The following is a 24848-nucleotide window of genomic DNA, read 5'->3' on the forward strand; positions in this document are numbered from 1 at the left end:
TCATTATCTAATCTAATACATTACTATATTTTATCATATTCTACGTAAAGTACGCAAAAAGGCTAACCAAGGAAACCTTGGTTAGCCTTATATTAGACAATGAATTATTCAGCGTCTTCTGCAGTTTCTTTTGCTTCCATCAATTCAGTTAAAGCCAAACCCAATTTCTTTTCGTCTTTGTTAAGAGAAATGATTTTAACTTCTACTTCTTGACCGCGGTTTAAGTAGTCTTCAACTTTCGCATTACGTTGTTTTGTAATTTGAGAAATGTGAAGTAAACCTTGAATGTCGTCGTTAACAGCTACGAATGCACCGTAAGCTACTAAACGAACAACTTTGCCGTTAATAACATCGCCAACATGCAATGTTTCTTCAGCTACGTCCCATGGGCTCTTAGTCAAAGCTTTTAAGGACAAGGATAATTTGTTGCTTTCAGCGTCGAAGGATTGTAATTTAACTTCGATTTCTTGACCAACGGAAAGAACATCTTCCACTTTTTTGATTTTTTGCCAAGAAATGTCGGAAATGTGAAGTAAACCTTCAATACCACCGATATCTACGAAAGCACCATAAGGCATGATTTTACGAACAATACCTTTATAGTTGTCGCCAACGTTGATGTTTTTCAATGCTTCAGCTAATTTAGCTTGACGTTCTACTTCCAATACTGCACGACGGGAAAGAACCAAACGGTTTTTCTTTTCGTCGATTTCAAGTACTTTAGCTTCGAATTCTGTACCAACCAAGTTGTCCAAGGATTTTACGAAATGAACATCACCTTGGGACAATGGAATGAAACCACGAAGGGATTTAACTGTTACTACCAAACCTGCTGGGATAGCATCAATACCTTTACATACGATAGCTTCATCTTTTTCTTGTGCTTCGATAACATATTGCCAATCTTCATCTTTAGCCAAGCGAGTCATGGAAAGATAAATAGGATTATCTTCTTTGATGTGGTTCATGATAACTGCTTTAATTTCATCACCATTTTTCAACACATCTTTGGCAGATTCTGGTGCTGGATAAGAAATTTCAGTTCTGTTCAAAATGGCTTCAGTTTTATAGCCAAAAGATACATAAGCGCGTTCATCTTCAACTTGAACTACTGTACCTTCTACAACGTTCCCTTTCTTAAATTCTTCTTGACCTTCTGCTGCTAATAATTCTGCAAAATCTTTCATTGTCTCAATGACCTCCTTAATAATCCAGTCGGGAGTCGATGCTCCTGCTGTAACTCCTACCGTCTGTACTCGGTTAAACCATTCCAGTTGTAATTCAGTAGAAGTTTCAATGTGATAAGTTGTACATCCAACGTCACGACAAACCTCTGCCAATCGGTTTGTGTTGCCGCTATTCTTACCGCCTATCACTATCATAAGATCTACATTACGTGCTAAGTCAACGGCAGAGTTCTGTCGTTCTTGCGTTGCATTGCATATCGTTTTGAAAACCTTAAGATTCTTAGATTTTTTCTCTAATATCTCTATTATACTGTTAAATTTGAATTGTGAAAAGGTTGTTTGTACAACAACACCCATTTTTTCCACAATTTGTAGTTTTTGGGCGGATTCTTCATCTTCGATGATTATTCCTTTGTTATTTGCCCATAAATTGATACTTTTTACCTCAGGATGGTTTTTTTCGCCCAAAATCACCAAAGTCATTCCATCTTCTATGACAGACTTAGCATCTTGTTGCGCTTTTTTTACATGAGGACATGTAGCATCTAAAATATGTAATCCCTTTTCTTCAGCTTCTGCATAAATAGCAGGGCCTACACCATGAGATCGAATAATCATTGTCCCTTCGTCAATATCTGCTACCTCTTGAATAGGACTTACACCTTTACTTTCAAGGCGACCTACAACTTGAGGATTATGAATGATAGGACCTAATGTATAACTTTTACCCTTACCATCTGCAGCTTCATTAGCCATTTCAACGGCTCGCTTAACACCATAACAAAAGCCATGATTTTCAGCCAAAATTATTTCCATAAAGTCTCCTCTATACGATTTTCATGATACGAATCTATCATGCGTTGAATTTCACCTTTAACGCGGTCATTAACCTCTTTGATTGCTTCAGGTGTTGGTTTAGCTTTATTTACAGGAACTTGTTTACCAATAATACAAGCTACTTGATTTTTCTTCATATTATGAGATCCAATAATAGCAACTGGTGTTATACCAATGCCTGTACGCAATGCAATTGATGCTGCGCCATCATGAAATCTTCCAAGCTTACCGCTCTTTTGACGATTTCCTTCAGCAAATATCCCCAGTACCTTATTGTCTTTCAATAATCCTAAGGCATGACGTATAGCTACCTTGTCGATAGCACCGCGATTTAGTGGAAATGCACCAAGCCATGTACAGAAAAATCGAGAAATGGGATTCAAAAATAATTCCTGTTTCGCCATGAAATGTACATGTCTAGGTAATGCATAGCCACAGATAGGCGGATCATTGTTACTCAAATGATTTGGTACAACAATAACGGGACCTTCCATAGGAAAATTATCACGCCCATATACCTTTAGTCCATAGCCGACTTTATAGCGCAACCAAAAGGCAGTACGCCAAAGCCATGTAGAAAATTTATTCATCTTAGATTCGCTCCTGTACTAGATGTAATATATGTTCCACTGTTTCATCAAACGTCATGTTACTAGAATCCACAACAATAGCATCCTCAACGCACACCAGTGGAGATTCATCGCGATTTTTATCCATTGCATCGCGACTTTCAACATTATTTTTGATATCTTCTAATGATTGTTCATTAGAAGTACCCTGAACTTCAAGCCATCTACGTTTTGCTCGTGCATCTACTGATGCTGTTAAATATATCTTCAACTCAGCCTTTGGTAGTACAACAGAACCTATATCGCGACCATCTAAAATAACACCACCAACAGCAGCCATAGCTTGTTGGCGTTCAACTAAGTATTCACGAACACCTTTATAAGAGGCAATAGTCGATACATTCTCATTGATTTGTTGTTGTCGAATTAGATCTGTCACGTCTTGACCTTTTACAAATACTTTACAAGCATTTGCAGTAGGCTCTAGTGTTAAATCTAATGTAGGAAGTAAAGCCTCTACATCATTTTGATTCTTAACATCTACATGGCTATCAAGAACCGCCCATGTTACACCTCGATACATAGCGCCTGTATCGATATATAAATAACCCAATTCATTGGCCACTACTTTTGAAATACTACTTTTACCAGCCCCTGCAGGACCATCAATAGCAATGGCAATTTTTTTTGTATTCATAATAACCTCTATTCTTCGTCACCATGTACAGCATGCATGGCCGCCACATAACCAGTAGAAAACGCAGCTTGTAAATTATAGCCGCCCGTAAAGGCATCAATATCCAGAACCTCACCAGCACCATATAAGCCTTTTACCAATTTAGACTCCATAGTTTTAGGACTAAACTCTTTTAACGAAATACCACCGGCTGTAACAATTGCTTCTGCCACAGGGCGTAACTCCTTTACAGTTAATGTCATATGTTGTAATACATGACATAAACGCATACGTTCTTCTTTTGTAATTTGATTAATTGGTTTGCTTGGATCTAATTCAGCAAGGTTTATCACAATGGGAATCAGATTGACAGGTAACAAATCTTTCATCCCATTAGCTAATTGTTTTTTTGAATATAAATCAAAATCCTTCTGTAAGCGTTTGTCTAAAACTTCTGCAGTTAATGCAGGCTTCAGATTTATTTCAATAGTGATTTGTGGATTTTTCTTACGCAACAATTTGCCTACTGTATGACTTAAAGACAAGATTGTAGGACCCGTAAGACCGAAATGAGTGAACATCATTTCCCCAAATTGTTTCGCTTGTACCTTATTTTTAGAAATAACGGATACCTCAACATTACGAAGACTAAGCCCCATAATATCTTTTACCCAAGAATCCCCTGTTACAATTGGTACCAATGATGGTCTTATATCTGTAATGGTATGACCAACTTTTTTAGCTAAAGCATATCCATCACCAGTAGAACCAGTTAACGGATAAGAGGCACCACCTGTACAGATGATAGCGGCATCACAAGCATATTGTTCCTTATCTGTTGTAACTCCTACAACACGACCATCCTCAACAGTAATAGATGTAACAGGTTCATTTAAATGAACTTGTACTTTATACTTTTTAAGGATTTTCATGAATATATTGCGTACTTCTAAAGCAGAATCAGATTCTGGGAATACACGTCCCCCTCGTTCAACCTTAGTTTTTAAGCCCCAACTATGTAATAATTCAAGCAAGTCTTCATTACTAAAGCGTTCATAAGCGCCATATAGGAACTTACCATTACCAGGCGTATTTTTAATGAACTCGGTCATATCTGCACTATTTGTAATATTACAGCGACCTTTACCTGTAATGCCCATCTTCTTACCAACCATATTCATTTTTTCTAGTAAGATGACACGTGCCCCTTCACGACCAGCTATAACAGCTGACATAAGACCTGCTGCACCACCGCCTATGACTACAATTTGTTTCATTCCTTACCTGCTCCTAACGCTTTTAGGGCTTTTACTTCACGAATTGTAAGCTGACGAGAACCACCACGTTTAACACCACCTAAGGTAAGCCCAGCATAGGCAATTCGTTTTAAGTTATGAATACGGTACCCAAAGTGTTCAAACATACGACGAACTTGTCGATTACGACCCTCATGGATTGTAATTTCTACTTCATGAACACCATTATGATCATCAAAACCGAGATCTACAATTGTTGCAGGAGCTGTTATACCATCTTCCAGTTCAACACCATTGGCAATAACCTGTAAATCTTCATCACGAACACGGCCCTTAATACGCACTTCATATGTTTTTTCTACGCCCTTAGACGGATGAGTTAAGTTTTGCGCCAACTCACCATCATTGGTCAACAACAATAAGCCTTCTGTATATAAGTCAAGGCGACCTATTGGATAGATTCGTTTTGATTCATTATTAATATAATCTAAAACAGTTTCACGGCCTTGAGGATCAGACACAGATGTAATAACCCCTTTTGGTTTATTTAACAAGTAATAAACTGGTTTCTCTTGAGCTAATAATTGACCATTAACCTTAACTTTATCCTTTTGAGGATCAATTTTCACACCTAATTCAGTGATTCTACGACCATTAACCTGAACTTTTCCTTCTGTAATCAATTCTTCTGCCTTGCGTCGTGATGCTACACCACAACTAGCAATAAATTTTTGTAATCGTTCCATATTATCCTTCTGTTTCTGAAACTTCTTGATGTAAAGCTTCAATAGATTCTACGCCAGCACTCCTTAAAAACTCGTCAGTTGTTCCGTAAAGAATAGGTCTTCCTACAGTATCTTTATGACCTAGTTCCGCAATAAGAGATCGAGTGAGTAATTGTTTAATAATCTTATCACTATTTACACCGCGGATTTCTTCAATTTCAGCTTTAGTTATAGGTTGTTTATAGGCTATGACAGCTAATGTTTCCATCGCTGCATTAGATAATTTATCTTCTCTCTTACGGATATGACCTACATAGTCAGCACTTTCCATGGCACTAACTAACTCAATACCTGCTCCAGATACTCTCAAACGGATGCCGCGATTTTGCTCATCTAGTTCCCGTTGTAATGTATCTATATAATCTTGTACTTCTTCTTTTGAAAGTTCAAATACTTCTTCAAGCATTTCTATTGATATAGGTTTTGCCGCTGAGAACAACACGGCCTCTAAATGCATTGTTGGTAAGCTCATATAGCCCCCTTTCTATACGGTACCTTCTAAGGCTGCAGTGAATATAATATCATTCTCTTCATAGCGCATTTCCATAACTTGTTGCTTCAACAATTCTAAAACAGCCATAAAGATTGTTACCATACCACTTTTTGTTTCAATTGCTATTAATAATTCCCTAAAATATAAACTTTCACCACGTCGTACTCGACTAGATAAAGACAAAATCATATCCTCTAGACTATAACTATCTTTTTCAACCTTGACCTCGCGAATAGGCTCCTCTTCAGGTAATTCCTTAGCGCGTTTTATGGTCTGATAAAAAATCTCATATAATCGGGAAAGTTCTAAATTATATACATTATCTAACCCAAGTACGCTTGTTTCTTCAGGTCTACTAAATATATTGGCGGATACAGCCGTACGTTCCATCAGTATAGCTGTAAAATCTTTGATTTTTTTAAACTCTACTAATTTAGCTACCAATTCATCACGTGGATCTTCAGCATCCTCTGGCTCAGGTTCAGCTTTAGGTAATAGCATACGCGATTTAATCTGTAACAAAGTAGAAGCCATTACAAGAAACTCACTACTATAATGAATATCAAAGTGATTCCAATTATCTAAATATTCCAAGTATTGACTCGTAATTTCAACGATAGGAATATCGGTGATTTCTATTTTATGTTTTTCAATAAGATGCAAAAGCAAGTCCAAAGGACCTTCAAAAACATCCAACTTGTAATTATAATCTCCCATAAACCCCAATCCTTAGAAAATATACTTTAACTATATAATTATAAAGCATTTATAGTAGTACTTTCAAATAATTGTTTTTTTTACAGTCATCTGCTATCTTTATTATAGTAATTATTATATATTATAGAAATAAATTATTGTGTATTCCTTCAAGAGGGGATTTATTATGTCATCTAGTTTAAAGCAAATTGGGAGAAACCCCATCTTTCGCTTTGGTATCATTGGTATTGCTTTATATATAGCTCTATTTTTCATCTATGAACCTATTACACTAGGTCTAGATGTTGAAGATATAACGATTTTAGCAGTACCAACAATTGTAGGTACTTTTTTATTTCAATATTTTATGGGATGTACCGTTTTTCATAGACCATTTTTGGGATATGGCTTAGTCGGTATTCTTTGGGCCCTTACATTCCCACTTCTGTTCCACTGGTCCTATGTAAAACCTTTATATTTTTATGAATTTGCTAATGATTTTTTATTTGGCTTATTAATCTTTATGGGTTTATCGGGGATTCAATTTTTACTGAACCAAACGAATCGTCTCCATAAAACTACATCATTAATCATGGCAATTATTACCATGATATTGAGCCTTATCCCATTCTTACAAATAGGATACTATCTAACTACATGGCATTGTTTAACGCCAGCTAGTTTACTAGCAGTATACATGACAAATCCTGAAGAAGCATTTGGTTTCTTAAAAAATGCTGCTGGTATTCCTGGTCTTATCGCTGTTGGTATTGGCCTTGTAATATGGACCTATCTGCTCTATTGGTCTAATCTAGGAATGAAAGCGGTAGTAAACTTAAATACTACACGACCAATGCGCTCCACATTGCTCATTGTATCCATAGTAGCATTCTTAGTATACGTACCATTCTTCTTATTCCCGAAAACATGTATTGTAGCAAACTGGATTGCAGCTGGCGACTATGTAAAACAAATGCAACAATATAATGATAACCATCATTTAGTATTCGATTCCTTCAATTTGGATACAAAGGAAACCTCTGCTAATAAAACACCAGGGACTATCATATTAGTCATCGGTGAATCTAGTTCTCGTGATTATATGAAGGTATATAATCCAAACTTCCCTTATGATGATACGCCATGGCAAGGTACTATGCGTGCAGATAATAAAGATTTTGTCTTCTTTGATAACGCATATTCATCGTATGTACAAACAGTACCTACCCTCGAACGTGCTCTATCTGAACGTAATCAATATGATGATAAACCGTTCCTTGATTCTGCAAATATTTTAGATGTTGCTAAAAAAGCAGGATATACTACTTCTTGGTTTAGTAACCAAGGTGTATTTGGCGAATATGATACAGCTATTTCATTAATGGCTAAAACAGCAGATACCACTAAATGGTCACATGAATCCTATGCTTTCTCTGATCGCTATGATGAATCACTCTTACCATTATTACAGTCTGTTGATCCAAGTAAAAATAACTTCATCGTCATTCATATCATGGGTAGTCATATTTACTACAATGACCGTTATCCACATGAATTTAGTAAATGGAAACAAGGTCCATATCCAGATGGCCAAGAAGCATATGCTAATAGCCAATTATATACAGACTGGTTATTACAACAGATTTATACTTATGGTAAGGAAAAATTAAACTTGCAAGCCATGGTGTATTTCTCTGACCATGGTGAAAGCCTGGATAAATCTCATAATCCAGATACATTTGACTTTGTTATGACTCATATTCCATTCTGGATATATTTATCACCTCAATATCGTGCTGAGTATCCTCAAACAGCAGAAGAACTTTCTAAACACGAACATCAATACTTTACAAATGATTTGCTATATGACACATTGATTGGTCTTATGCACGCACCTAATCAACGGTATGATGTAACAAGAGACTTTAGTAATGGTAAGTATCGATTCAATTTACACAACCTAACTACCTTACTAGGGGAACAACCATTAACTAATGATCCTGTAAACGCAGGAAAATAAACTTTAACATTTCTAGTAATATAAAAATTTTATTATGTTAGTATAATGTAGTTTAGGTTTAATGTAGTTTAGGTTTCACTAACACGAAAAAAAGAGATGAGTTAAAAACTCATCTCTTTTTTTGTTCCATTAATAGGTCAATATCTTCTTCCGTATAAACCTCTATATTATTCATTAATAAGGCCTCTACAGTACATCCGTGCCCCTCTCGCAGGGTTTTACTAAAGGTACCATCATAAATACGCTTATAACCGCAACTAGGACTTTTTGCTTTCATTAGAGCCTGCTTACATCCCTGTTGCATTGCTATATGCAATGCAATTTGAGCCCCTTTATAAAATTCTGTGGTTACATCAGTTCCATTAGCCGTACATACACGTTTACCTTGTCGTTCCGCAGGGTCTCGAGGTATGGTAAGACCACCTAATACTTCTGGACATACGGATACCAGATCAAAAGTATCCTTTAACAGTGGTAACTGTTCTATAAGATTATCTTTTCCATCATAACGACAGGATACGCCACATAGACATTCACTAATTAATAATTTTGCTTTATTATTCATAACTTTATTAAACATAGATAATCGTATTTGAAATATGCCATTCTAATAACAAACGCACTCTCATATTTTTAAATTATACACATTTAAAATCTAGATTTACATAAGAAAAAAGACTAACCGAAGTTAGTCTTAATTGGTGCCGAGGACCGGAATCGAACCGGTACGGTTGTTTCCAACCGACGGATTTTAAGTCCGTTGCGTCTGCCTGTTCCGCCACCCCGGCATGGGTAACGATTGTGGAGGCGGCACCCAGAATCGAACTGGGGAATAAAGGTTTTGCAGACCTCTGCCTTACCGCTTGGCTATGCCGCCATATAAAATTGGAGCGGGAAACGAGATTCGAACTCGCGACCCCCGCCTTGGCAAGGCGGTGCTCTACCGCTGAGCTATTCCCGCATGTACATGGTGCCTCAGGACAGAATCGAACTGTCGACACACGGATTTTCAGTCCGTTGCTCTACCAACTGAGCTACCGAGGCATGAATGGCGACCCCGATCAGATTTGAACTGACGATCTTCGCCGTGACAGGGCGACATGTTAACCGCTACACCACGGGGCCGTATCCAAAGTACTTGCTTAGTATATCGGTTATCAGGACTTTTGTCAACACTATCCTACAATATTTTTGATGAATTCTTCTTCATCTTTTAATGTTGTAGATTCTTTATGTCCTGGTTCGACAATTAAATCCTTTGACAACGTTAATATATGCTTCAAACTAATGATTAAATCATGGGGATTACTCTTATAGTTGTCGGTATTTCCTACATTTTGTTTGAATAAAGTGTCTCCAGAAAATAGATGTCCACCAATCTCCAAACAAACTGAGCCAGCACTATGACCTGGTGTATGATGTACCATTATTTTAAAAGGCCCTACTTCTAATTTACCGGCCACTAAATCTTTACAATTCGTGTACATCTTCTTTTTATATACACTAGGTCTACGTCGGATTAGTTGTAATAACTCTTGATCCAAAGGATGTAAATAAGCAGGAATATTATAATACTCACAAACCTCATCAAGAGCCGATACATGATCACAATGACCATGTGTTAATAATACTGCTATAGGCTCAGAATCTCCTACCATTTCAATTATATGCTTACTATGAAACCCGGGATCAATAATAAGAGATTTTCCATCTTTAATTAATACATAACAATTTGCTTTATAAAGCCCTAGAGGGCGTTTTATAATATTCATATTATTCGCCCTCCTATAGGATACGATACCGTTTAGTAGATTGTTTTTTTATAAAATACCCTTCCCAGAATTGAGGATGAAGCATAACAAGAATTGTAAATAATTCCAAACGACCTAATAACATGTCTGCCATTGCTACGCATTTAGCACCATCAGACATACTACCAAAGGCATCTGTAGGCCCAAAACCACCAAATCCAATGCCTACATTACTAAGAAAAGCTGTTATAATTTGCATCGCATCATAAGTAGACATTCCAGAACAAGTCATAAGGAAAACAGATATAACGTAAATCATTAAATATAAAAATAAAAATTGCTGTGCCATCTGTATCCATTTAGTAGGCATCGGTTTACCATTAATGCGCACGACTTGTACCATCTCAGGATGAATTGATTTTCTTAAATAAATAATGCTGCTCTTAATTAGAATAATGAGGCGAATAATTTTTACGCCCCCTGTTGTAGAACCACTACAACCACCAAAAAATGATGAAATAAATAACATCATCTGTGCCGCGGCTGGCCATAAATCATAATCGCTTACAGCAAATCCACTACCAGTTTGAATCGATACATAATTAAAGGAAACATCTCTAAAGATTTGAATTGGATCATTAATATTTGATTGTACTGCCATCGAAATTGATATTATAGCAATTCCAATAAAAATAACTAGCCAATACATACGTGTTTCAAAATCATCAATCAAAACACGAATGCCTCTTTGCAGTGCATTATAATATACTGCAAAATTACCACCAGCAAGTATCATGAAAAATATAAATACAAAACAGATATAGTTGCTTTGTTCATAAATAAATGTACCTGCAGATGTAGGTGCAAAACCACCTGTAGCAATAATGGAAAATGCATAATTTAATGCATCAAAAGGCTCTATACCACCAGCCCATAGCATAACGAAACAAATGGCGGTAAAAGCAACATATAAACGCCAAAGTTTAGAGGCCATTGATTGAATACGGGGCATAACAACACCAGGTTTTGGTACCGATGCTTCTGCATTAAACATATGAGCTGCATCTGCACCTAAGTTCTTTAAGAACGATAAGATAAGGACAATAATCCCCATCCCACCAATCCAGTGCATTAGTCCACGCCATAAAACATATGTCTTAGGTAAATCATCTACGCTATTAATAATTGTAGCACCAGTTGCTGTAATCCCTGATGTAGCTTCAAATAGAGCATCAAATACATTAGTTAATATACCACTGAGAATAAATGGTAAGGAACCTAAGATAATAGTTAATATCCATGTAGCTGATACAACTAAAAACCCATCACGAAGACTAAAGCTTTGAGTTTCATGACCATAATAGGATAAAAGTCCACCTAAGCCAAATGAAATACCAGTAGTAACCAAAAACGACCAATATGCAGTTTCAAATACAATACCATATATAAAAGGAATTAATGTAAAAATCCCAAAGATATATAATAATCGCCCCACTAAGGACATGACAATTTGAATGCGCATAGTCCCTCCATACTAAGTAAGATATTTAAGTAATTTACTTACAGATTCAGGTAACGCAAATAGAACAATGTGATCTCCATCTAAGATTTCAGTATTACCACGTGGTACGATAGCTTCATCACCACGTAAAATTACACCAACTAACGCCTTCCCTGGTAAACGGATGTCCTTTAATTGTTTACCAGCCACAGGTGATTCACTTGTAATGGCAACCTCTATAGATTCCGCTTTTCCACCTTCAAAGGTCGAAATAGATAAAACACCTTCTCCACTACGCACGAAACGTAAAATTTGACTCGCTGTAAATAAACGTGGCGAGAATACGACATCAATCCCCACTTGTTCCATAAGCATAATGTATTCAGGTCGACCTACGCGCACAACTGTCTTTGGTATGCCCATATGCTTGCCTACAAGAGCAACGAGCAAGTTGAGCTTATCATCATCTGTAACAGCAATTATAACATCACTATCTGCAATTTCTTCTGCTTCTAAAAGGTCAAAGTCTGTAGCATCTCCATTGATAACCATGGACTTATCCACAAGATTAGCAAGTTTTTCACAGCGGTTAAAATCTTTTTCAATGACCTTAACAGAGAATCCAGCTTGTTCTAAAAGAACTGTTAGATTTCTACCTAATAGACCAGCCCCAATGATAACAGCCCGTTTATAAAATGTAGTGTGATTATGGAACCAAAGATTTTCCACTTCTTCAACAGACTCTTTTAAGCCTAAGAAGAATACACTGTCATCAACTTGTAGAATACTTTCACCATGGGGAATAATCATTTCACCATAACGTAAAACCCCTACTAGTAAAACACCTTCAGGGAATTTAATTTCTTTTAAAGGTTGACCTATTAATGGAATATCATCTGTAATCTTAAATTCCATAAGGCGTACAGTACCTTGGCCAAAATCTTCTACATCAATAGCTGATGGAGTCTCTAGAATTTGTAAAAGCTCTTGAGCCGTAACCATTTCAGGATTGATAAATAAATCGACCCCTAATTTAGCACGCATCTCATCATCCATATGTTCTGCTACGGTATTATCTCGCACACGAGCAATCGTTGTAGGAACACCTGTAATTTTAGCTACAGAACAAGATAACATATTTACTTCATCAGAATCGGTAACAGCAATAAACATTCCTACATCATCCATACCGATTTCGTTGAGCAATTGTATATCACTGCCATTTCCTTGAACAAGGCTAACATCTAGTGTATTTTCAAGATTTTGTATACGTTCTGGAGAACGATCAATTACATATACATCATGATTATCTTGTATCAAGCGTTGTGCCAAGGAATAGCCAACCTTACCAGCACCTACAATGACAATTTTCATCGCCTTTATTCCTCTTCTTGTGATTCATTACCAACAGGAGGTGTCCATTGACGTCCTGTTTCAGTTAACAATGTCCAACCATTATCTTGAACAATTTTTTTCTCTTTCATCAAATGCCCTAAAGCACGCTTAAAGGCAGCTTTACTGATATTAAATTTATCTTTAATCAACATCGCAGAAGACTCATCGCTATATGGCATCTTGCCTCCACGATTAAGAAGGTACTCCATTATAATGTCTCCATCAGAAATGAGTGCCTTTTCCTTAGTGGGACGCATCGATACATTGACACGCCCATCTTCACGTTTAAAGGTAACACGACCTTCAACCATTTCTCCTACATTTAATTTTCTAGTCATCTCAGAACGATGTAAAAAAGCAATCCATCGTTCAGGAGTGATGAAGAATGCCCCATCACTAGTCAAGTTGTAGATAGCGCCTTTAACAAGTTGTCCTACTTTAGCATCTGTAGCAGCCTTAGATGCGCGACGCATTTCGTCATCAACATCCATAGATACCGCAAAACGACCAGATTTATCTGTATAGAGACGAACCCAAACTTTTTCGCCCACTTGAGGACGACCACGCATTTCTGCGTGAGGCATGAAGATACCACGCTCAGTACCAACCTCTACGAAACAGCCAAAGTTTGTAGTATTGATTACCTCAACATACCCAATTTGCCCTACCTTCATCGCTGGTAAACGCATAGAAGCAGTCAAACGACCCTTTGGATCGCGATATAAAAATACCTCTACTTCATCACCAATGGCAACAGGAGATGTTTGTTGATCCTTATGGAGCAAAATATCATCATTTGTATTGCCAGTTTGACCATCTAGAAAAGCCCCTTGATCACTAGTACGCAATACTTTTAATGTGGCAATTGTATTTTCCAACAATTCTGTAGCCATACTATACTCCTTCAAATGGAACTCGAACTGCATCATTCCATAATTCTTCTAAACCGTAGAATTCTCGCAACTCATCACCACCAAAGACATGACAAATAATATCGCCAAAATCAAGTAAAATCCATTCACCTTCGCGATAACCTTCTCTATGATTTACTGTCATGCCCAATTCTGCAGCTTTATCTTCCATTTCATCAGCAATACTCTGAGACTGCTTAATATTATTTGCACTAGCAATTAGGAAGTAATCCCCTAACATAGATACGCCTTCTAAATCGAGAATTTCGATATCTCTGCCTTTTTTATCAAAAGCAGCTTGTGCTAATTGTAATACGATTTGTTTAACTTCTTCTTTATTTTTCATACTATTCCCCTTTTAACGTTTATTAGTACTCTCATCACCCGGTTCTGATGGCTTTGTGATAGTACCGCCATTATGTTCTGATTCAGGTGCAACCTTAGCTGTGCTATTGGTTGGAGCTGTAACAAATTGTGTCATTTCATTGGCTGGTAGATTTCCCATCGTAATGCCTACTAATCGTTGTGCTTCAGTTGGATTTACCTTCCAATATGTCATATCGCCAACTAACTCTTTTTCACCAGGAAGAATATAGAAATGAATCTCTTCCTTATTAATTTTGCTAGCATTATACACAAGCTTAATGGCATCTAATGTAGAAATATTACTATCATAATGATCCCAAATTCTCCAAATATGCCATGCATTTGTTAAGAAGAACGAATTATGCTCTTCTTCTACCCAAAGTTTCAAAAATCTTTCTTGTCGTTGTACACGTGTAAATGTATCGTGTTTTGGATCAGAATACCGTAAATAGGATAAAGCCTTATCACTATCTAATGTTTGATATCCTCGTTGCAAATCAATATCTTTATTTCCCTCTGCATCTACGTGTTCCATAGTCTGTTCTACATAGATTTGTTGATTTCCTAATACATCGTTAGTCTTTTTGAAAGCATTTTGATTAACTACAACATAATATGGTATAGAAATATGGAACATATCTTCAATGACAGCCTTTGTTAGATCAATACCACCTTTTTCATAGATGCTATTGAGCATACTTGCATCTGTCTGATCTCTATTATCAATTTTACTATTACTAGGAATGCCAATAACATCCATTGTTTTTTGATCTAAATTAATGGATAACAAGAATAGACTATCACTTTGACTAGGATTATTATCATCAGTACCGACAACAAGAATGTATAATGGTTTATCTAACCCTTTTTGTTCTACAGATACAGTATTACCATCTTGTTTATTTCCATTATCTACAGCTGTATCAGTTGTCTCAGTAGTACCTGTAACAGCTCTATACACATAAGATACCCCAGTATACAAACCATAGCCTATACCCCCAAGTAGGGCAAGTACTACAATAACAGCTACTATAAATCTAGGCCATTTAACAGATGACTTTTGTTGACGTCTTCTTCTACGACGGCGAGCTCTTGCTCGTTCACGTTCTTCCATATATAAACTCCATTATTTACAAGATTGTAACACATCATTACGACCAAGAATGGTCAACGGATAAATCGATAAATTTTGCTCTATAAGATGAATAATAGTATTATCAAAACCAAGCAATACAGCCTTATCTAAATCTAGTTCTGAAACGTTACGCAACTCATCCACACCGGGAAAATTTCGATTAGGCTCAATATAGTCTGCTAAAAATATCACCTTATCTAGCGTAGACATATGTACCTTTCCAGTCGTATGAACTCGAATGGCTTCTAAAACCTCATCATCAGATATAGAAAACTCTTTTTTTGCTCGAATCATACCAGCTAAACCATGTAAAAGATTGCCATTACTTAATAATTCTTGATCAGCATCATAAGATTCACTTTTCACAAGATCTTGCATATCCTGTAAAGGCAATTCTTTAGCGCAATCATGTAGTAATGCAGCTAATCTAGCCTTTTCAACATCAACGCCATAAAGCTTAGCTAAATGAGTAGCCGATTCCACAACGCCAAGAGTATGCTTAAATCGTTTCTTGCTCAGCCATTGACTCACTCTAAGTTGTATTTCATCAAATGATAACATCCTTTATTCCTTCCCATAAATATGGTGTTCCTCAATATATTCCACCACACATTTTGGCAACATATATCGAACTGTTTTACCAGAGCGTAGACGTTCTCGTAAATACGTAGCAGATAATTTCATCTCAGGAACCTCCATAAGATGTATTTTTTCACGTGCTTTAGGGCCTAAAATCGTTAATGTTTCGTCAATTGCACTTGATCCATCAGGTCTTGTAGCGCCAATAAAGTGGACCTCATCTAATAATTCCTCAATAAACTTCCACGTTGGTAATGCACGAATTGTATCAGTACCAGCGATAAAGTAAAATTCAACATTTGGTCCATAAAGGACCTTAAAATGTTGAATAGTATCAACTGTATACGAAGGGCCTTCTCGACGCATCTCTACATCAGAAATCTCAAAATTAGGATTATCTGATACGGCTGCTGCCGTCATAGCATATCGATGACGACTATCTATTACATCATGTTGTTTGTGAGGTGGAACCTTGGCAGGTACAAAAATTACCTTTTCTAGGTTAAAGCTTTCACAAGCCACCTCAGCAATCATTAGATGCCCTAAATGGATAGGATTAAATGTTCCACCTATGATTCCTATACGACGTTTCTCTACCATAATAATGCCACACCCTTAATGACAATGACACTGATAACGATAAACAAGAGCAATGCCTTTCCATAGGATATCCATTCGTATCGACCTTTTGGAGTCTGAATATATCTGTAGTATGCCCTTATTAAGTAATATACGGTCTTCACTTTCGAACTTGGCCTTCTCCAAATACAAAGTATTTATATGATGTTAGTGCTTGTAATCCCATTGGTCCGCGAGCATGAAGCTTTTGGGTACTAATACCAATTTCCGCACCAAAACCAAATTCAAAACCATCAGTAAAACGAGTTGATGCATTGTGATAAACTGTAGAACAATCTACTAAGTTCATAAATACTTTTGCACGCATTGGTTCATCTGTTACTATAGCTTCTGAATGATGTGTAGAATATAAATTCACATGATCGATTGCTTCCTCAAGAGTATCAACAATACGTACATTTAAGTCCATATCATTATATTCTGTATTGAAAGAATCATCTGTTAAAGGAATTGTATTACCCATATATTGAGCTACAGCATTATCGCCGTGAATTCGTACCCCATATTCTTGTAACGCCACATCAAGACGAGGTAAAAACTCAGCAGCTACAGCTTGATGTACTAATAGAGTCTCCATAGAGTTACATACAGATGGACGCTGTACCTTTGCATTAATAGCAATTTCTAACGCCATATCTAGATTGGCATATTCATCGACAAAGGTATGACATACACCACTCCCCGTTTCAATTACAGGAATACTACTTTCATTAACAACACGGCGAATGAGTCCTGCTCCACCACGTGGAATAACAACATCAATATATTCACGTTGTTGCAGTAATACGCCAACCATCTCTCGCTCTAGAACCTCCACGAGTTGAATCGCATCTGGCGTAATTCCAAGAGTTTCTAGGGTATTGCGCATAATAGACACAATGATTTGGTTGGTATGGAAGGCTTCCTTACCACCGCGTAATATCGTAGCATTTGCAGTTTTTAAACAGAGGACCCCTGCATCAATTGTTACATTTGGACGAGCTTCAAATATAATGCCAATAACACCAAAAGGTACTGCTCTTTTTTCTATAGTCAAGCCATTAGGACGTGTAATCGTTTCCATAACAGATCCCACAGGGCTTTCAAGAGTTACGACTTGACGAACACCTTCTGCCATTTGAGCAATACGATTAGGTGTTAATGTTAATCGATCAATCATGGTTTGTGGCACATTATAATCGCCAGATTTGTCTAAATCTAACTTATTGGCAGCCATGATTTCATCAGTTTGTGCTTCTACTGCATCTGCAATTGCCAATAATGCAGAATCTAAAGTGTGTTGATCAATTTGAGCCAATTCAAAGGATGCCGCTTTAGCTCTTTGACCCATATCTTTACAAATTTCTTCATACTGGTTCATAGGATATCCTCAATGTAATAAAACTAGATTATTACGATGTACTGCTTCATCATAGGTTGTATTAATTCCTAAAATTTTAGCTATATCATTTGTATTATGACCTTTAATGGCCTTCATATCTTCGATGCCATAGTTAATAAGACCTCGACCGATTTCTTTACCATCATGGTAAATAGAGATGGTATCACCAGGCCCAAATGCCCCATCTACATCAATAATACCAGCTGGTAAAATGCTAGCACCTTTATCTAATACAGCACGAGCGCAACCATCATCAATAGTGATTGACCCTTTTAACCGTTTACCAAAGGCAAGCCAGTGATGTTTTCCTGATAAGCCAGCATCATGTGCTTCAAAGAGGGTACCAATATTTTCACCCTTACATACGCGGCGCACAGAATCCTCCACCTCACCGGATGTAATTACCATAGGTACGCCAGAGTTTGTAGCCATATGGGCTGCCTTTATCTTGGTATACATGCCACCTGTACCCATATTAGATCCAGCTCCACCTGCAATAGCATAGGTTTCATCAGTAATTTCGGAAACGACTTCTATCAATGTTGCATCAGGATGAGTTGCTGGATTAGCTGTATATAATCCTTCAATATCGGATAAGATGATAAGTAAATCAGCATCTACAATACCTGCAACTGTAGCAGATAAAGTATCATTATCACCAATTTTAAATTCCTCAATAGCAACTACGTCATTTTCATTGATAATAGGAATAACATTGAGTTGCAATAACGTATGTAGTGTATTGCGCAAGTTTAGATAACTATGACGGCCTGTACTATCTTCTTTTGTTAATAGAATTTGACCTACTGTACGACCATATTCACGAAACATACGCTCATACATATGGATGAGGATACCTTGTCCTACTGCTGCAGCAGCTTGTTTCAAAACAAGGTCTCTAGGTTTTTCTTTAAATCCTAGAGGGGCAAGGCCAGCTCCCGTTGCACCAGAGGAAACAAGGATAACCTCTTTACCTTGATTAGCTAAATCTGATAATTGGCGTACTAATCTTTCTATGCGCTCTAAGTTTAAATGTCCATTAGCATAACATAGCGTACTACTGCCTACTTTAACTACTATTCTTTTTGCGTTGATGATAGCACTGCGCATAGATTAACCTCCTAGGCCAACAGGTTATGAAGTTCCCACAATAATAAAATTCAGTAATATGACGATTTACTTAGGTAAAATAATTTTAGGTTCTTTTTTAGCTTTATATAAAACACCATTAAAACCAATGACTTGGACTAATTCAGCACCTAACATATCGGCTAACTCTTGGAAAATCGTCTTATCTTCAGGGCTATTGTTGTGTAATTTCACCTTGATTAATTCACGAGCCATTAAGGCTGCGCGAGCACTATCAATAACACTGTTTTCTAAACCATTTTTACCAATTTGAACTACTGGTGGCATTGTTGCTGCTAAAGAACGTAAATACCGTTTTTGTTTTCCTGTCATTATTACTCCTACTCTTGGAATGTAAAGCGTTGATCGCCAATTACAACTTCATCACCGTCTTTACAACCTTTTTCTTTTAATTTAGCATCTAGCTCCATAAAGCGCCAAATGCGTTGGAATCTACGAAGAGATTGATCATCACTTAAATTTGTCATTGCTACTAAACGTTCAATACGTTTACCTGTAATATAGAATGCAGCATCGTCACCACGAGTGATAACGAATTCTACATCTGGTTTTGCTTCGTATACTACTGTATCATCAGTTGCTTCCGGTTCTGGCTCGTAGTTTTCTACATAGTAGTATGCTCGTTCCATAAGTTCTGGTAAACCTTCGCCACTCAATGCATTGATAAGGAATACTTCGTAGCCTTTATCTTCAAAATATTTTTTTGTATCAGGAATTGTTGTATCATCAAAGACCATATCAATCTTATTGAGTGCAACAATTTGTTTTTTATTGGCTAATTTTTCAGAATATTTACGAAGCTCTTCGTTAATAGCATCAAAATCAATTTTTGGATCGCGTCCTTCCATACCAGATACATCAAGGACGTGAATTAAAATATTAGTCCGTTCTACGTGACGCAAGAAGTTATGTCCTAGACCAACACCTTCGCTAGCACCTTCAATAAGCCCAGGAATATCAGCTAGTACAAAACTACGGTCCCCAGAGATTGTTACTACCCCAAGTACAGGTGTCAATGTAGTAAAGTGATAGGCCGCAACCTCTGGTTGAGCTTTAGAAACTTTACGCAATATACTAGATTTACCAACAGATGGATAGCCTAATAAACCTACATCTGCCAATACTTTTAATTCTAATTGTAACCAGAACTCTTCGCCAGGTTCACCTTTTTCTGCAAATGTCGGTGCACGGTTAGCACTTGTTTGGAAGCGTGCATTACCACGGCCCCCACGACCACCTTTAGCAATAACAAATGTATCGCCATCGTTAACGAGGTCACAGAAAATTTTACCTGTTTCTTCTTCTTTAATTACAGTGCCCAACGGAACTGGAATAATAAGTGGCTCAGAACCGCGACCATGCTTATTGGAGCTTTCACCATTACCACCAGCAGGCGCCTTAAACTGACGTTTATATCTAAAGTCTACAAGAGTATTAATATTCTTGTCCGCTTTAAAAATAACGTCTGCCCCTTTACCACCATCGCCGCCACTAGGGCCGCCATTTGGCACGTATTTCTCACGGCGGAAACTAGACATGCCGTCCCCACCATCACCGGCCTTAACAAAGACACGCGCTCTATCTATAAACATATTTTAACTCCTACGCATTATTGCTGTAATAACTCTAATGCCTTTTTAATTTGAATATCATCTAATGTACTAGATGGATTTACACCTTTTGGTAGATCAAGCTCTACATCTGGTTTAATACCAATGCCGTCAATAACACGGTCATTTGGTGTATGGTATTTAGCTATAGTTACCTTAACGCCTTCATTATCAAGGCTAGGGTAAATAGTTTGAACTGTACCTTTACCATATGTATTAGTACCTAAAATAGTACCTAGTTTACGGTCTTGAATAGCACCAGCTATAATTTCAGATGCACTAGCAGATCCTTTATTAACAAGAACTACTAATGGCATAGCTACTTCTGGGCCATTCGACTTATAAACATCTTTTTTACCAGCTCGATTTTGTACCGTTACTAGTGTACCTGGAGGCATAATATAGTTAGAAATCTTTTCTGTTGTAGATAACAAACCACCAGGATTATCTCGGAGATCTAACACCAGTGCCTTCATACCTTGAGATTGCAATTCTTTAAACTGTGTTTCAAAATCATCAGCTGTATTCTCAGCGAATTGACTGATACGAATGTATCCCACTGTACTTGTGAGCATTTTACTTTTAACAGTTGGTAACACAATGGATTCACGAGTGATATCAAAGTGCAATGTTTCACCATTGCGCTCTATATCAAGGGCTACAACAGTACCTGCCTCACCTCGAATTCGAGAGGATGCATCTTCTACAGTTATATCACTTGTAGATTGACCATCGATAGCAATAATATGGTCGCCAGGTTTAATACCCGCTTTGAAAGCTGGTTGATCTTCCATAATACTAACTGCATATAAACCTTTATCATCATGCCCAAGAACCATGCCTACACCAGCATAAGTACCAGATGTTTGCATTTTCATGGACTTAAATTCATCAGCATCTAAATAAACACTATGAGGCTCTCCCAAAGAGCCAATCAAACCTTTTAACATACCATCATAAAGGGTAGCTTTAGACATAGGTGTCATAAAGACTTGACTCGCAGCATAGTAGGCTACAAATAGTCTTGGTAACCCCCAGAATGAACCAGATAGATACCAAAACGTGAGCCACATAATAACGATGCCAGAGCCTATATATTTCAATAGGCTCCATAACACCGTACGTGTATCAAATTTCATATTATAAATATCCCATAGGATCCACAGGATCCCCACTTATACGAACTTCAAAATGTACGTGTGGTCCAGTACTATTACCAGTGCTACCAGCATAGGCTATAACTTGACCTTTAGATACATCTTGTCCTTCAGAGACAGCAAGCTCAGAATTATGGCCATAAAGGGTAGACATGCCATTACCATGGTCGATAACTACGGCATAACCATAGCCGCCCATCCAACCAGACCAAACAACGGTACCACCATCAGCAGCATGAACAGGTGTACCTTCATCAACACCAATATCTATACCAGAATGGTAAATCGTTGTTCCCCAAATTGGATGTGTACGATAACCATATGGAGAAGTAATTTCACCACTTACAGGCCACCCCAGTTGACCAGAACCTTGCACCCAAGAGTAACTTGGTGCAGACTGTTGAGCTGCTGCTGCGGCCGCCGCTTCTGCAGCAGCGCGAGCCGCTGCACGTTCCGCTTGACGTGCTTTTAATAGTGCAGTAATTTGAGCGGAAGAAGCATTGAGTTCTTCCACAGCTTGCATTGCAGTGGCACGATCATTTTGTGCTTTTTGAAGAACGACTTCCCGTTCTTTCTTTTTTTGTTCAATTTCAGCTTGTTTAGCTACTGCTGCCTTTTCAAGCTCCACTAATTTAGCTCGAGATTGCTCAAGAGCTTGCTTACGTGCAGCAATTTCAGCACGTTCTTTTTTGATTTCATCGATTAATTTAATGTCAGAATCAATAATGCGTTTTAAAATCTCTAGTCGATTTGCAAAATCACTAAAGTCTTTAGAACCAATAACAACATCTAAATAACTTAGACGACCATTGATATAAATATCACGTACACGCTTATAAAATACGGACTCACGTCCTTCTAAACGTTTTTGTGCTTCTGCTAGTAACTTTTCATTAACAGTAATATCATTTTCAACGGCTACACGTTGTTGTTGAATAGACTCTAACTGTTGTTGAGCTTGACGCAATTGCTCTTCAATTTGACGCAACTGTTCAGATACGCTTACAATAACAGTTTCAGCATCAGCTTTAATAGAGTTTTGTTGATTAACTTGTTGTTGAATTGAATCTAATTGATTCGTTAAATCCTCATCTTCCGCAACGATGTATAGTGGTGTTCCCAGTACTACTATACCAGTTAAAATTGTTGCTACCAGACGGGATTTGATTGTGTTGTATTTCATAAACATTACACCTTCATGTATTGTTTTAAAGAAATTGTACTACCAATAGCACCTACTATAATACCGCCAACTAAAATATAGATAGCCACATCATAGAAGAATGGGAACATTGGTACTAATGGGAAGAATGCTAAAGACTCAGAAACTTCCATAGTAATGAAATGGTAGAATTCACCTACACAAAGAACGGCAATAATAGCTCCAACTAAACCTAATAACATGCCTTCTATCAAGAATGGCCAACGGATAAAACCATTTGTTGCACCTACATATTTCATGATAGCAATTTCTTTACGACGAGCGAACACAGTCAAACGAATTGTATTAGAAATGATGAACAATGTAGCTGCTGCTAAGAATGCAATTAATACGATACCACCAATTCTGATAACTTGAGTTATACGGAAGAGTTCTTCCACAATATCTTGACCATAATGTGTACTTTCAACACCTTGGAATGTAGTAGCTAATTTAGCTGTTGCCTTAACATCACTAGGATTATCAAAGGTTAATACATAAGAGTTTGGCAATGGATTTACATCACCTAATGCATTTACTAATTGTTGTTGATCACCGAGGCGTGCTTTGAATTCCTTCATCGCTTGCTCTTTATTAACAAACTCCAAATGCTTAAGATTTGGTATAGCTTTAATTTGCTTACCTACTGCCATAATTTGGTCAGTTGTTAAACCATCTTTTAAGTAAATGCTCAATTGAACTTGGTTTTCTAAGCTAGATGCCATGTTATTCAAATTAATAACACCGCAAAGGAATACCCCAAGCATAAATAGGGATAAAGCCACTGTAGAAATAGATGCTAATGTCATAAGACCGTTACGCTTCATAGATTTGAGGGCTTCTTTAAAAAAGTATTTCAATGTTCTAGGCTTCATTAATTTCAGCACCTCTCATATTATCACTTTGAACGCGACCATCTTTAAGACGAATAACACGTTTATTTAAATACGAAACAAGATCCATATTATGGGTAACCATAATAACAGTTGTACCAAAATTATTGATATGTTTAAACAAATCGACAATACCTTTACTTGTATCAGGATCTAGATTACCAGTCGGTTCATCAGCAATGAGCACAGATGGTCGATTTACAATGGCGCGGGCAATAGCAACACGTTGTTGTTCACCACCAGATAAATCCTCTGGTAAATCATTTGCCTTATCTGTTAACCCAACAAGCTCTAGTACATGACTTACCTTTTCTTTAATTACCTTTGGTTTCTCTTCAATTACTTCAAGTGCAAAAGCAATGTTTTCTGATACCGTTTTATTCGGTAATAATCGGAAATCTTGGAATACAACACCAAGTTTTCTACGTAATTTTGGAATTTTACTACGCTTCATACGCGTAACATCAAAGTCATCAACGATAACTGTACCAGTGTCTGGTACAACTTCATGTGTCAACAACTTAAATAGAGTTGATTTCCCTGCACCACTGTGACCACAAATGAGGACAAATTCGCCGTCATTTATAGTTAAACACACATCGTCTAATGCAACAGAACCATTATCATAGACTTTACTAACATTCTTAAATTCAATCATGGG

General features: G+C 37.2%; 25 protein-coding genes and 5 tRNA genes. 1 reads left to right on the forward strand and 29 read right to left on the reverse strand.

The genetic code is table 11. The features are described from left to right. Positions 1 to 104: 104 nt before the first annotated feature. From MOQ65_RS02745 to MOQ65_RS02775, 7 genes are read right to left on the reverse strand one after another with little or no spacing between them, the layout of a single operon-like run. Complete coding sequence (locus MOQ65_RS02745) at positions 105 to 2003, reverse strand: bifunctional 4-hydroxy-3-methylbut-2-enyl diphosphate reductase/30S ribosomal protein S1 (protein WP_105085549.1); 1899 nt, start codon at positions 2001 to 2003, stop codon at positions 105 to 107. Then, positions 1994 to 2614: a lysophospholipid acyltransferase family protein gene (locus MOQ65_RS02750; protein WP_257846563.1), complete on the reverse strand. Its 621-nt coding sequence runs from the start codon at positions 2612 to 2614 to the stop codon at positions 1994 to 1996. The genes MOQ65_RS02745 and MOQ65_RS02750 overlap by 10 nt, the downstream gene beginning before the upstream one ends. Position 2615: 1 nt before the next feature. Continuing rightward, positions 2616 to 3290 carry a (d)CMP kinase gene (cmk, locus tag MOQ65_RS02755; protein ID WP_257846564.1) on the reverse strand — a complete coding sequence of 225 codons (675 nt, stop codon included), beginning with the start codon at positions 3288 to 3290 and terminating at the stop codon, positions 2616 to 2618. Positions 3291 to 3298: 8 nt separating this feature from the next. Further along, positions 3299 to 4546: a BaiN/RdsA family NAD(P)/FAD-dependent oxidoreductase gene (locus MOQ65_RS02760; RefSeq protein WP_257846565.1), complete on the reverse strand. Its 1248-nt coding sequence runs from the start codon at positions 4544 to 4546 to the stop codon at positions 3299 to 3301. Continuing rightward, positions 4543 to 5271 (reverse strand): pseudouridine synthase, encoded by a 729-nt coding sequence (locus MOQ65_RS02765; RefSeq protein WP_257846566.1) that lies wholly within the window; start codon positions 5269 to 5271, stop codon positions 4543 to 4545. The genes MOQ65_RS02760 and MOQ65_RS02765 overlap by 4 nt, the downstream gene beginning before the upstream one ends. A 1-nt stretch (position 5272) precedes the next feature. Next, positions 5273 to 5782 carry an SMC-Scp complex subunit ScpB gene (scpB, locus tag MOQ65_RS02770; protein WP_257846567.1) on the reverse strand — a complete coding sequence of 170 codons (510 nt, stop codon included), beginning with the start codon at positions 5780 to 5782 and terminating at the stop codon, positions 5273 to 5275. A 12-nt stretch (positions 5783 to 5794) separates the two neighbouring features. Further along, the gene (locus MOQ65_RS02775) at positions 5795 to 6520 is read right to left on the reverse strand and encodes a segregation and condensation protein A (RefSeq protein ID WP_257846568.1); all 726 of its coding nucleotides are present in this window, start codon (positions 6518 to 6520) and stop codon (positions 5795 to 5797) included. 166 nt (positions 6521 to 6686) lie between these two features. On the opposite strand from MOQ65_RS02775, the gene MOQ65_RS02780 reads away from it, so the two are divergent. Continuing rightward, entirely contained in the window at positions 6687 to 8519 is a 1833-nt protein-coding gene (locus MOQ65_RS02780) for a phosphoethanolamine transferase (RefSeq protein WP_119208200.1), read from the forward strand. A gap of 109 nt (positions 8520 to 8628) precedes the next feature. Here the strand turns inward: MOQ65_RS02780 and MOQ65_RS02785 are convergent, their stop codons facing one another. The 22 genes from MOQ65_RS02785 to ftsE all read right to left on the reverse strand — a co-directional run bounded on the left by MOQ65_RS02785 (position 8629) and on the right by ftsE (position 24845). Continuing rightward, the gene (locus MOQ65_RS02785; RefSeq protein WP_295233527.1) at positions 8629 to 9084 is read right to left on the reverse strand and encodes a 2-thiouracil desulfurase family protein; all 456 of its coding nucleotides are present in this window, start codon (positions 9082 to 9084) and stop codon (positions 8629 to 8631) included. A 134-nt stretch (positions 9085 to 9218) separates the two neighbouring features. Then, positions 9219 to 9307: transfer RNA gene (locus tag MOQ65_RS02790), tRNA-Leu, on the reverse strand. 14 nt (positions 9308 to 9321) lie between these two features. Beyond that, positions 9322 to 9396 (reverse strand) — tRNA-Cys (locus MOQ65_RS02795). A 9-nt stretch (positions 9397 to 9405) separates the two neighbouring features. Continuing rightward, a tRNA-Gly gene (locus tag MOQ65_RS02800) sits at positions 9406 to 9480 on the reverse strand. A gap of 7 nt (positions 9481 to 9487) precedes the next feature. Beyond that, a tRNA-Phe gene (locus MOQ65_RS02805) sits at positions 9488 to 9563 on the reverse strand. A gap of 5 nt (positions 9564 to 9568) precedes the next feature. Continuing rightward, positions 9569 to 9644 (reverse strand) — tRNA-Asp (locus MOQ65_RS02810). A 50-nt stretch (positions 9645 to 9694) separates the two neighbouring features. Further along, the gene (locus tag MOQ65_RS02815) at positions 9695 to 10291 is read right to left on the reverse strand and encodes an MBL fold metallo-hydrolase (RefSeq protein WP_257846570.1); all 597 of its coding nucleotides are present in this window, start codon (positions 10289 to 10291) and stop codon (positions 9695 to 9697) included. Positions 10292 to 10304: 13 nt separating this feature from the next. Continuing rightward, entirely contained in the window at positions 10305 to 11792 is a 1488-nt protein-coding gene (locus MOQ65_RS02820) for a TrkH family potassium uptake protein (protein ID WP_156719762.1), read from the reverse strand. Between the two features lie 12 nt (positions 11793 to 11804). After that, entirely contained in the window at positions 11805 to 13145 is a 1341-nt protein-coding gene (trkA, locus tag MOQ65_RS02825) for a Trk system potassium transporter TrkA (protein ID WP_060924664.1), read from the reverse strand. A 5-nt stretch (positions 13146 to 13150) separates the two neighbouring features. Next, positions 13151 to 14059, reverse strand: coding sequence for a CvfB family protein (locus tag MOQ65_RS02830; RefSeq protein ID WP_213467788.1), 909 nt, complete (start codon positions 14057 to 14059; stop codon positions 13151 to 13153). 1 nt (position 14060) lies between these two features. Next, positions 14061 to 14423 carry a ribosome silencing factor gene (gene rsfS, locus MOQ65_RS02835; protein WP_024066146.1) on the reverse strand — a complete coding sequence of 121 codons (363 nt, stop codon included), beginning with the start codon at positions 14421 to 14423 and terminating at the stop codon, positions 14061 to 14063. 12 nt (positions 14424 to 14435) lie between these two features. Further along, a complete protein-coding gene (locus MOQ65_RS02840) occupies positions 14436 to 15557 on the reverse strand; it encodes an LCP family protein (protein ID WP_119208207.1) in 1122 nt (373 codons plus the stop codon). A 12-nt stretch (positions 15558 to 15569) separates the two neighbouring features. Then, a complete protein-coding gene (yqeK, locus tag MOQ65_RS02845) occupies positions 15570 to 16139 on the reverse strand; it encodes a bis(5'-nucleosyl)-tetraphosphatase (symmetrical) YqeK (RefSeq protein ID WP_257846571.1) in 570 nt (189 codons plus the stop codon). Between the two features lie 3 nt (positions 16140 to 16142). Next, positions 16143 to 16757 carry a nicotinate-nucleotide adenylyltransferase gene (gene nadD / locus MOQ65_RS02850; protein ID WP_257846572.1) on the reverse strand — a complete coding sequence of 205 codons (615 nt, stop codon included), beginning with the start codon at positions 16755 to 16757 and terminating at the stop codon, positions 16143 to 16145. Positions 16758 to 16896: 139 nt separating this feature from the next. Continuing rightward, positions 16897 to 18156, reverse strand: coding sequence for a glutamate-5-semialdehyde dehydrogenase (locus MOQ65_RS02855; RefSeq protein WP_257846573.1), 1260 nt, complete (start codon positions 18154 to 18156; stop codon positions 16897 to 16899). Between the two features lie 9 nt (positions 18157 to 18165). Beyond that, a complete protein-coding gene (gene proB / locus MOQ65_RS02860; RefSeq protein ID WP_257846574.1) occupies positions 18166 to 19287 on the reverse strand; it encodes a glutamate 5-kinase in 1122 nt (373 codons plus the stop codon). Positions 19288 to 19353: 66 nt separating this feature from the next. Then, positions 19354 to 19638 carry a ribosome assembly RNA-binding protein YhbY gene (yhbY, locus tag MOQ65_RS02865; protein WP_024066152.1) on the reverse strand — a complete coding sequence of 95 codons (285 nt, stop codon included), beginning with the start codon at positions 19636 to 19638 and terminating at the stop codon, positions 19354 to 19356. An 8-nt stretch (positions 19639 to 19646) separates the two neighbouring features. After that, the gene (obgE, locus tag MOQ65_RS02870; protein WP_119208216.1) at positions 19647 to 20918 is read right to left on the reverse strand and encodes a GTPase ObgE; all 1272 of its coding nucleotides are present in this window, start codon (positions 20916 to 20918) and stop codon (positions 19647 to 19649) included. 17 nt (positions 20919 to 20935) lie between these two features. After that, complete coding sequence (locus MOQ65_RS02875; RefSeq protein ID WP_257846575.1) at positions 20936 to 22075, reverse strand: S41 family peptidase; 1140 nt, start codon at positions 22073 to 22075, stop codon at positions 20936 to 20938. A 1-nt stretch (position 22076) separates the two neighbouring features. After that, positions 22077 to 23282: a murein hydrolase activator EnvC family protein gene (locus tag MOQ65_RS02880; RefSeq protein WP_156440659.1), complete on the reverse strand. Its 1206-nt coding sequence runs from the start codon at positions 23280 to 23282 to the stop codon at positions 22077 to 22079. Further along, entirely contained in the window at positions 23282 to 24169 is an 888-nt protein-coding gene (gene ftsX, locus MOQ65_RS02885; RefSeq protein WP_024066929.1) for a permease-like cell division protein FtsX, read from the reverse strand. Before ftsX ends, MOQ65_RS02880 begins: the two co-directional genes overlap by 1 nt. Further along, positions 24159 to 24845, reverse strand: a complete 687-nt coding sequence (ftsE, locus tag MOQ65_RS02890; RefSeq protein WP_105085528.1) for a cell division ATP-binding protein FtsE — start codon at positions 24843 to 24845, stop codon at positions 24159 to 24161. The genes ftsX and ftsE overlap by 11 nt, the downstream gene beginning before the upstream one ends. Positions 24846 to 24848: the final 3 nt, after the last annotated feature.

Source organism: Veillonella faecalis, assembly GCF_024677885.1.
Classification (GTDB): domain Bacteria; phylum Bacillota; class Negativicutes; order Veillonellales; family Veillonellaceae; genus Veillonella; species Veillonella nakazawae.

Bases quoted from the DNA above. Each gene is read 5' to 3' on its own strand.
- MOQ65_RS02745 (WP_105085549.1), bottom strand. From the start codon at position 2,003: ATGGAAATAATTTTGGCTGAAAATCATGGCTTTTGTTATGGTGTTAAG.
- MOQ65_RS02750 (WP_257846563.1), bottom strand. From the start codon at position 2,614: ATGAATAAATTTTCTACATGGCTTTGGCGTACTGCCTTTTGGTTGCGC.
- cmk (WP_257846564.1), bottom strand. From the start codon at position 3,290: ATGAATACAAAAAAAATTGCCATTGCTATTGATGGTCCTGCAGGGGCT.
- MOQ65_RS02760 (WP_257846565.1), bottom strand. From the start codon at position 4,546: ATGAAACAAATTGTAGTCATAGGCGGTGGTGCAGCAGGTCTTATGTCA.
- MOQ65_RS02765 (WP_257846566.1), bottom strand. From the start codon at position 5,271: ATGGAACGATTACAAAAATTTATTGCTAGTTGTGGTGTAGCATCACGA.
- scpB (WP_257846567.1), bottom strand. From the start codon at position 5,782: ATGAGCTTACCAACAATGCATTTAGAGGCCGTGTTGTTCTCAGCGGCA.
- MOQ65_RS02775 (WP_257846568.1), bottom strand. From the start codon at position 6,520: ATGGGAGATTATAATTACAAGTTGGATGTTTTTGAAGGTCCTTTGGAC.
- MOQ65_RS02780 (WP_119208200.1), top strand. From the start codon at position 6,687: ATGTCATCTAGTTTAAAGCAAATTGGGAGAAACCCCATCTTTCGCTTT.
- MOQ65_RS02785 (WP_295233527.1), bottom strand. From the start codon at position 9,084: ATGAATAATAAAGCAAAATTATTAATTAGTGAATGTCTATGTGGCGTA.
- MOQ65_RS02815 (WP_257846570.1), bottom strand. From the start codon at position 10,291: ATGAATATTATAAAACGCCCTCTAGGGCTTTATAAAGCAAATTGTTAT.
- MOQ65_RS02820 (WP_156719762.1), bottom strand. From the start codon at position 11,792: ATGCGCATTCAAATTGTCATGTCCTTAGTGGGGCGATTATTATATATC.
- trkA (WP_060924664.1), bottom strand. From the start codon at position 13,145: ATGAAAATTGTCATTGTAGGTGCTGGTAAGGTTGGCTATTCCTTGGCA.
- MOQ65_RS02830 (WP_213467788.1), bottom strand. From the start codon at position 14,059: ATGGCTACAGAATTGTTGGAAAATACAATTGCCACATTAAAAGTATTG.
- rsfS (WP_024066146.1), bottom strand. From the start codon at position 14,423: ATGAAAAATAAAGAAGAAGTTAAACAAATCGTATTACAATTAGCACAA.
- MOQ65_RS02840 (WP_119208207.1), bottom strand. From the start codon at position 15,557: ATGGAAGAACGTGAACGAGCAAGAGCTCGCCGTCGTAGAAGAAGACGT.
- yqeK (WP_257846571.1), bottom strand. From the start codon at position 16,139: ATGTTATCATTTGATGAAATACAACTTAGAGTGAGTCAATGGCTGAGC.
- nadD (WP_257846572.1), bottom strand. From the start codon at position 16,757: ATGGTAGAGAAACGTCGTATAGGAATCATAGGTGGAACATTTAATCCT.
- MOQ65_RS02855 (WP_257846573.1), bottom strand. From the start codon at position 18,156: ATGAACCAGTATGAAGAAATTTGTAAAGATATGGGTCAAAGAGCTAAA.
- proB (WP_257846574.1), bottom strand. From the start codon at position 19,287: ATGCGCAGTGCTATCATCAACGCAAAAAGAATAGTAGTTAAAGTAGGC.
- yhbY (WP_024066152.1), bottom strand. From the start codon at position 19,638: ATGACAGGAAAACAAAAACGGTATTTACGTTCTTTAGCAGCAACAATG.
- obgE (WP_119208216.1), bottom strand. From the start codon at position 20,918: ATGTTTATAGATAGAGCGCGTGTCTTTGTTAAGGCCGGTGATGGTGGG.
- MOQ65_RS02875 (WP_257846575.1), bottom strand. From the start codon at position 22,075: ATGAAATTTGATACACGTACGGTGTTATGGAGCCTATTGAAATATATA.
- MOQ65_RS02880 (WP_156440659.1), bottom strand. From the start codon at position 23,282: ATGTTTATGAAATACAACACAATCAAATCCCGTCTGGTAGCAACAATT.
- ftsX (WP_024066929.1), bottom strand. From the start codon at position 24,169: ATGAAGCCTAGAACATTGAAATACTTTTTTAAAGAAGCCCTCAAATCT.
- ftsE (WP_105085528.1), bottom strand. From the start codon at position 24,845: ATGATTGAATTTAAGAATGTTAGTAAAGTCTATGATAATGGTTCTGTT.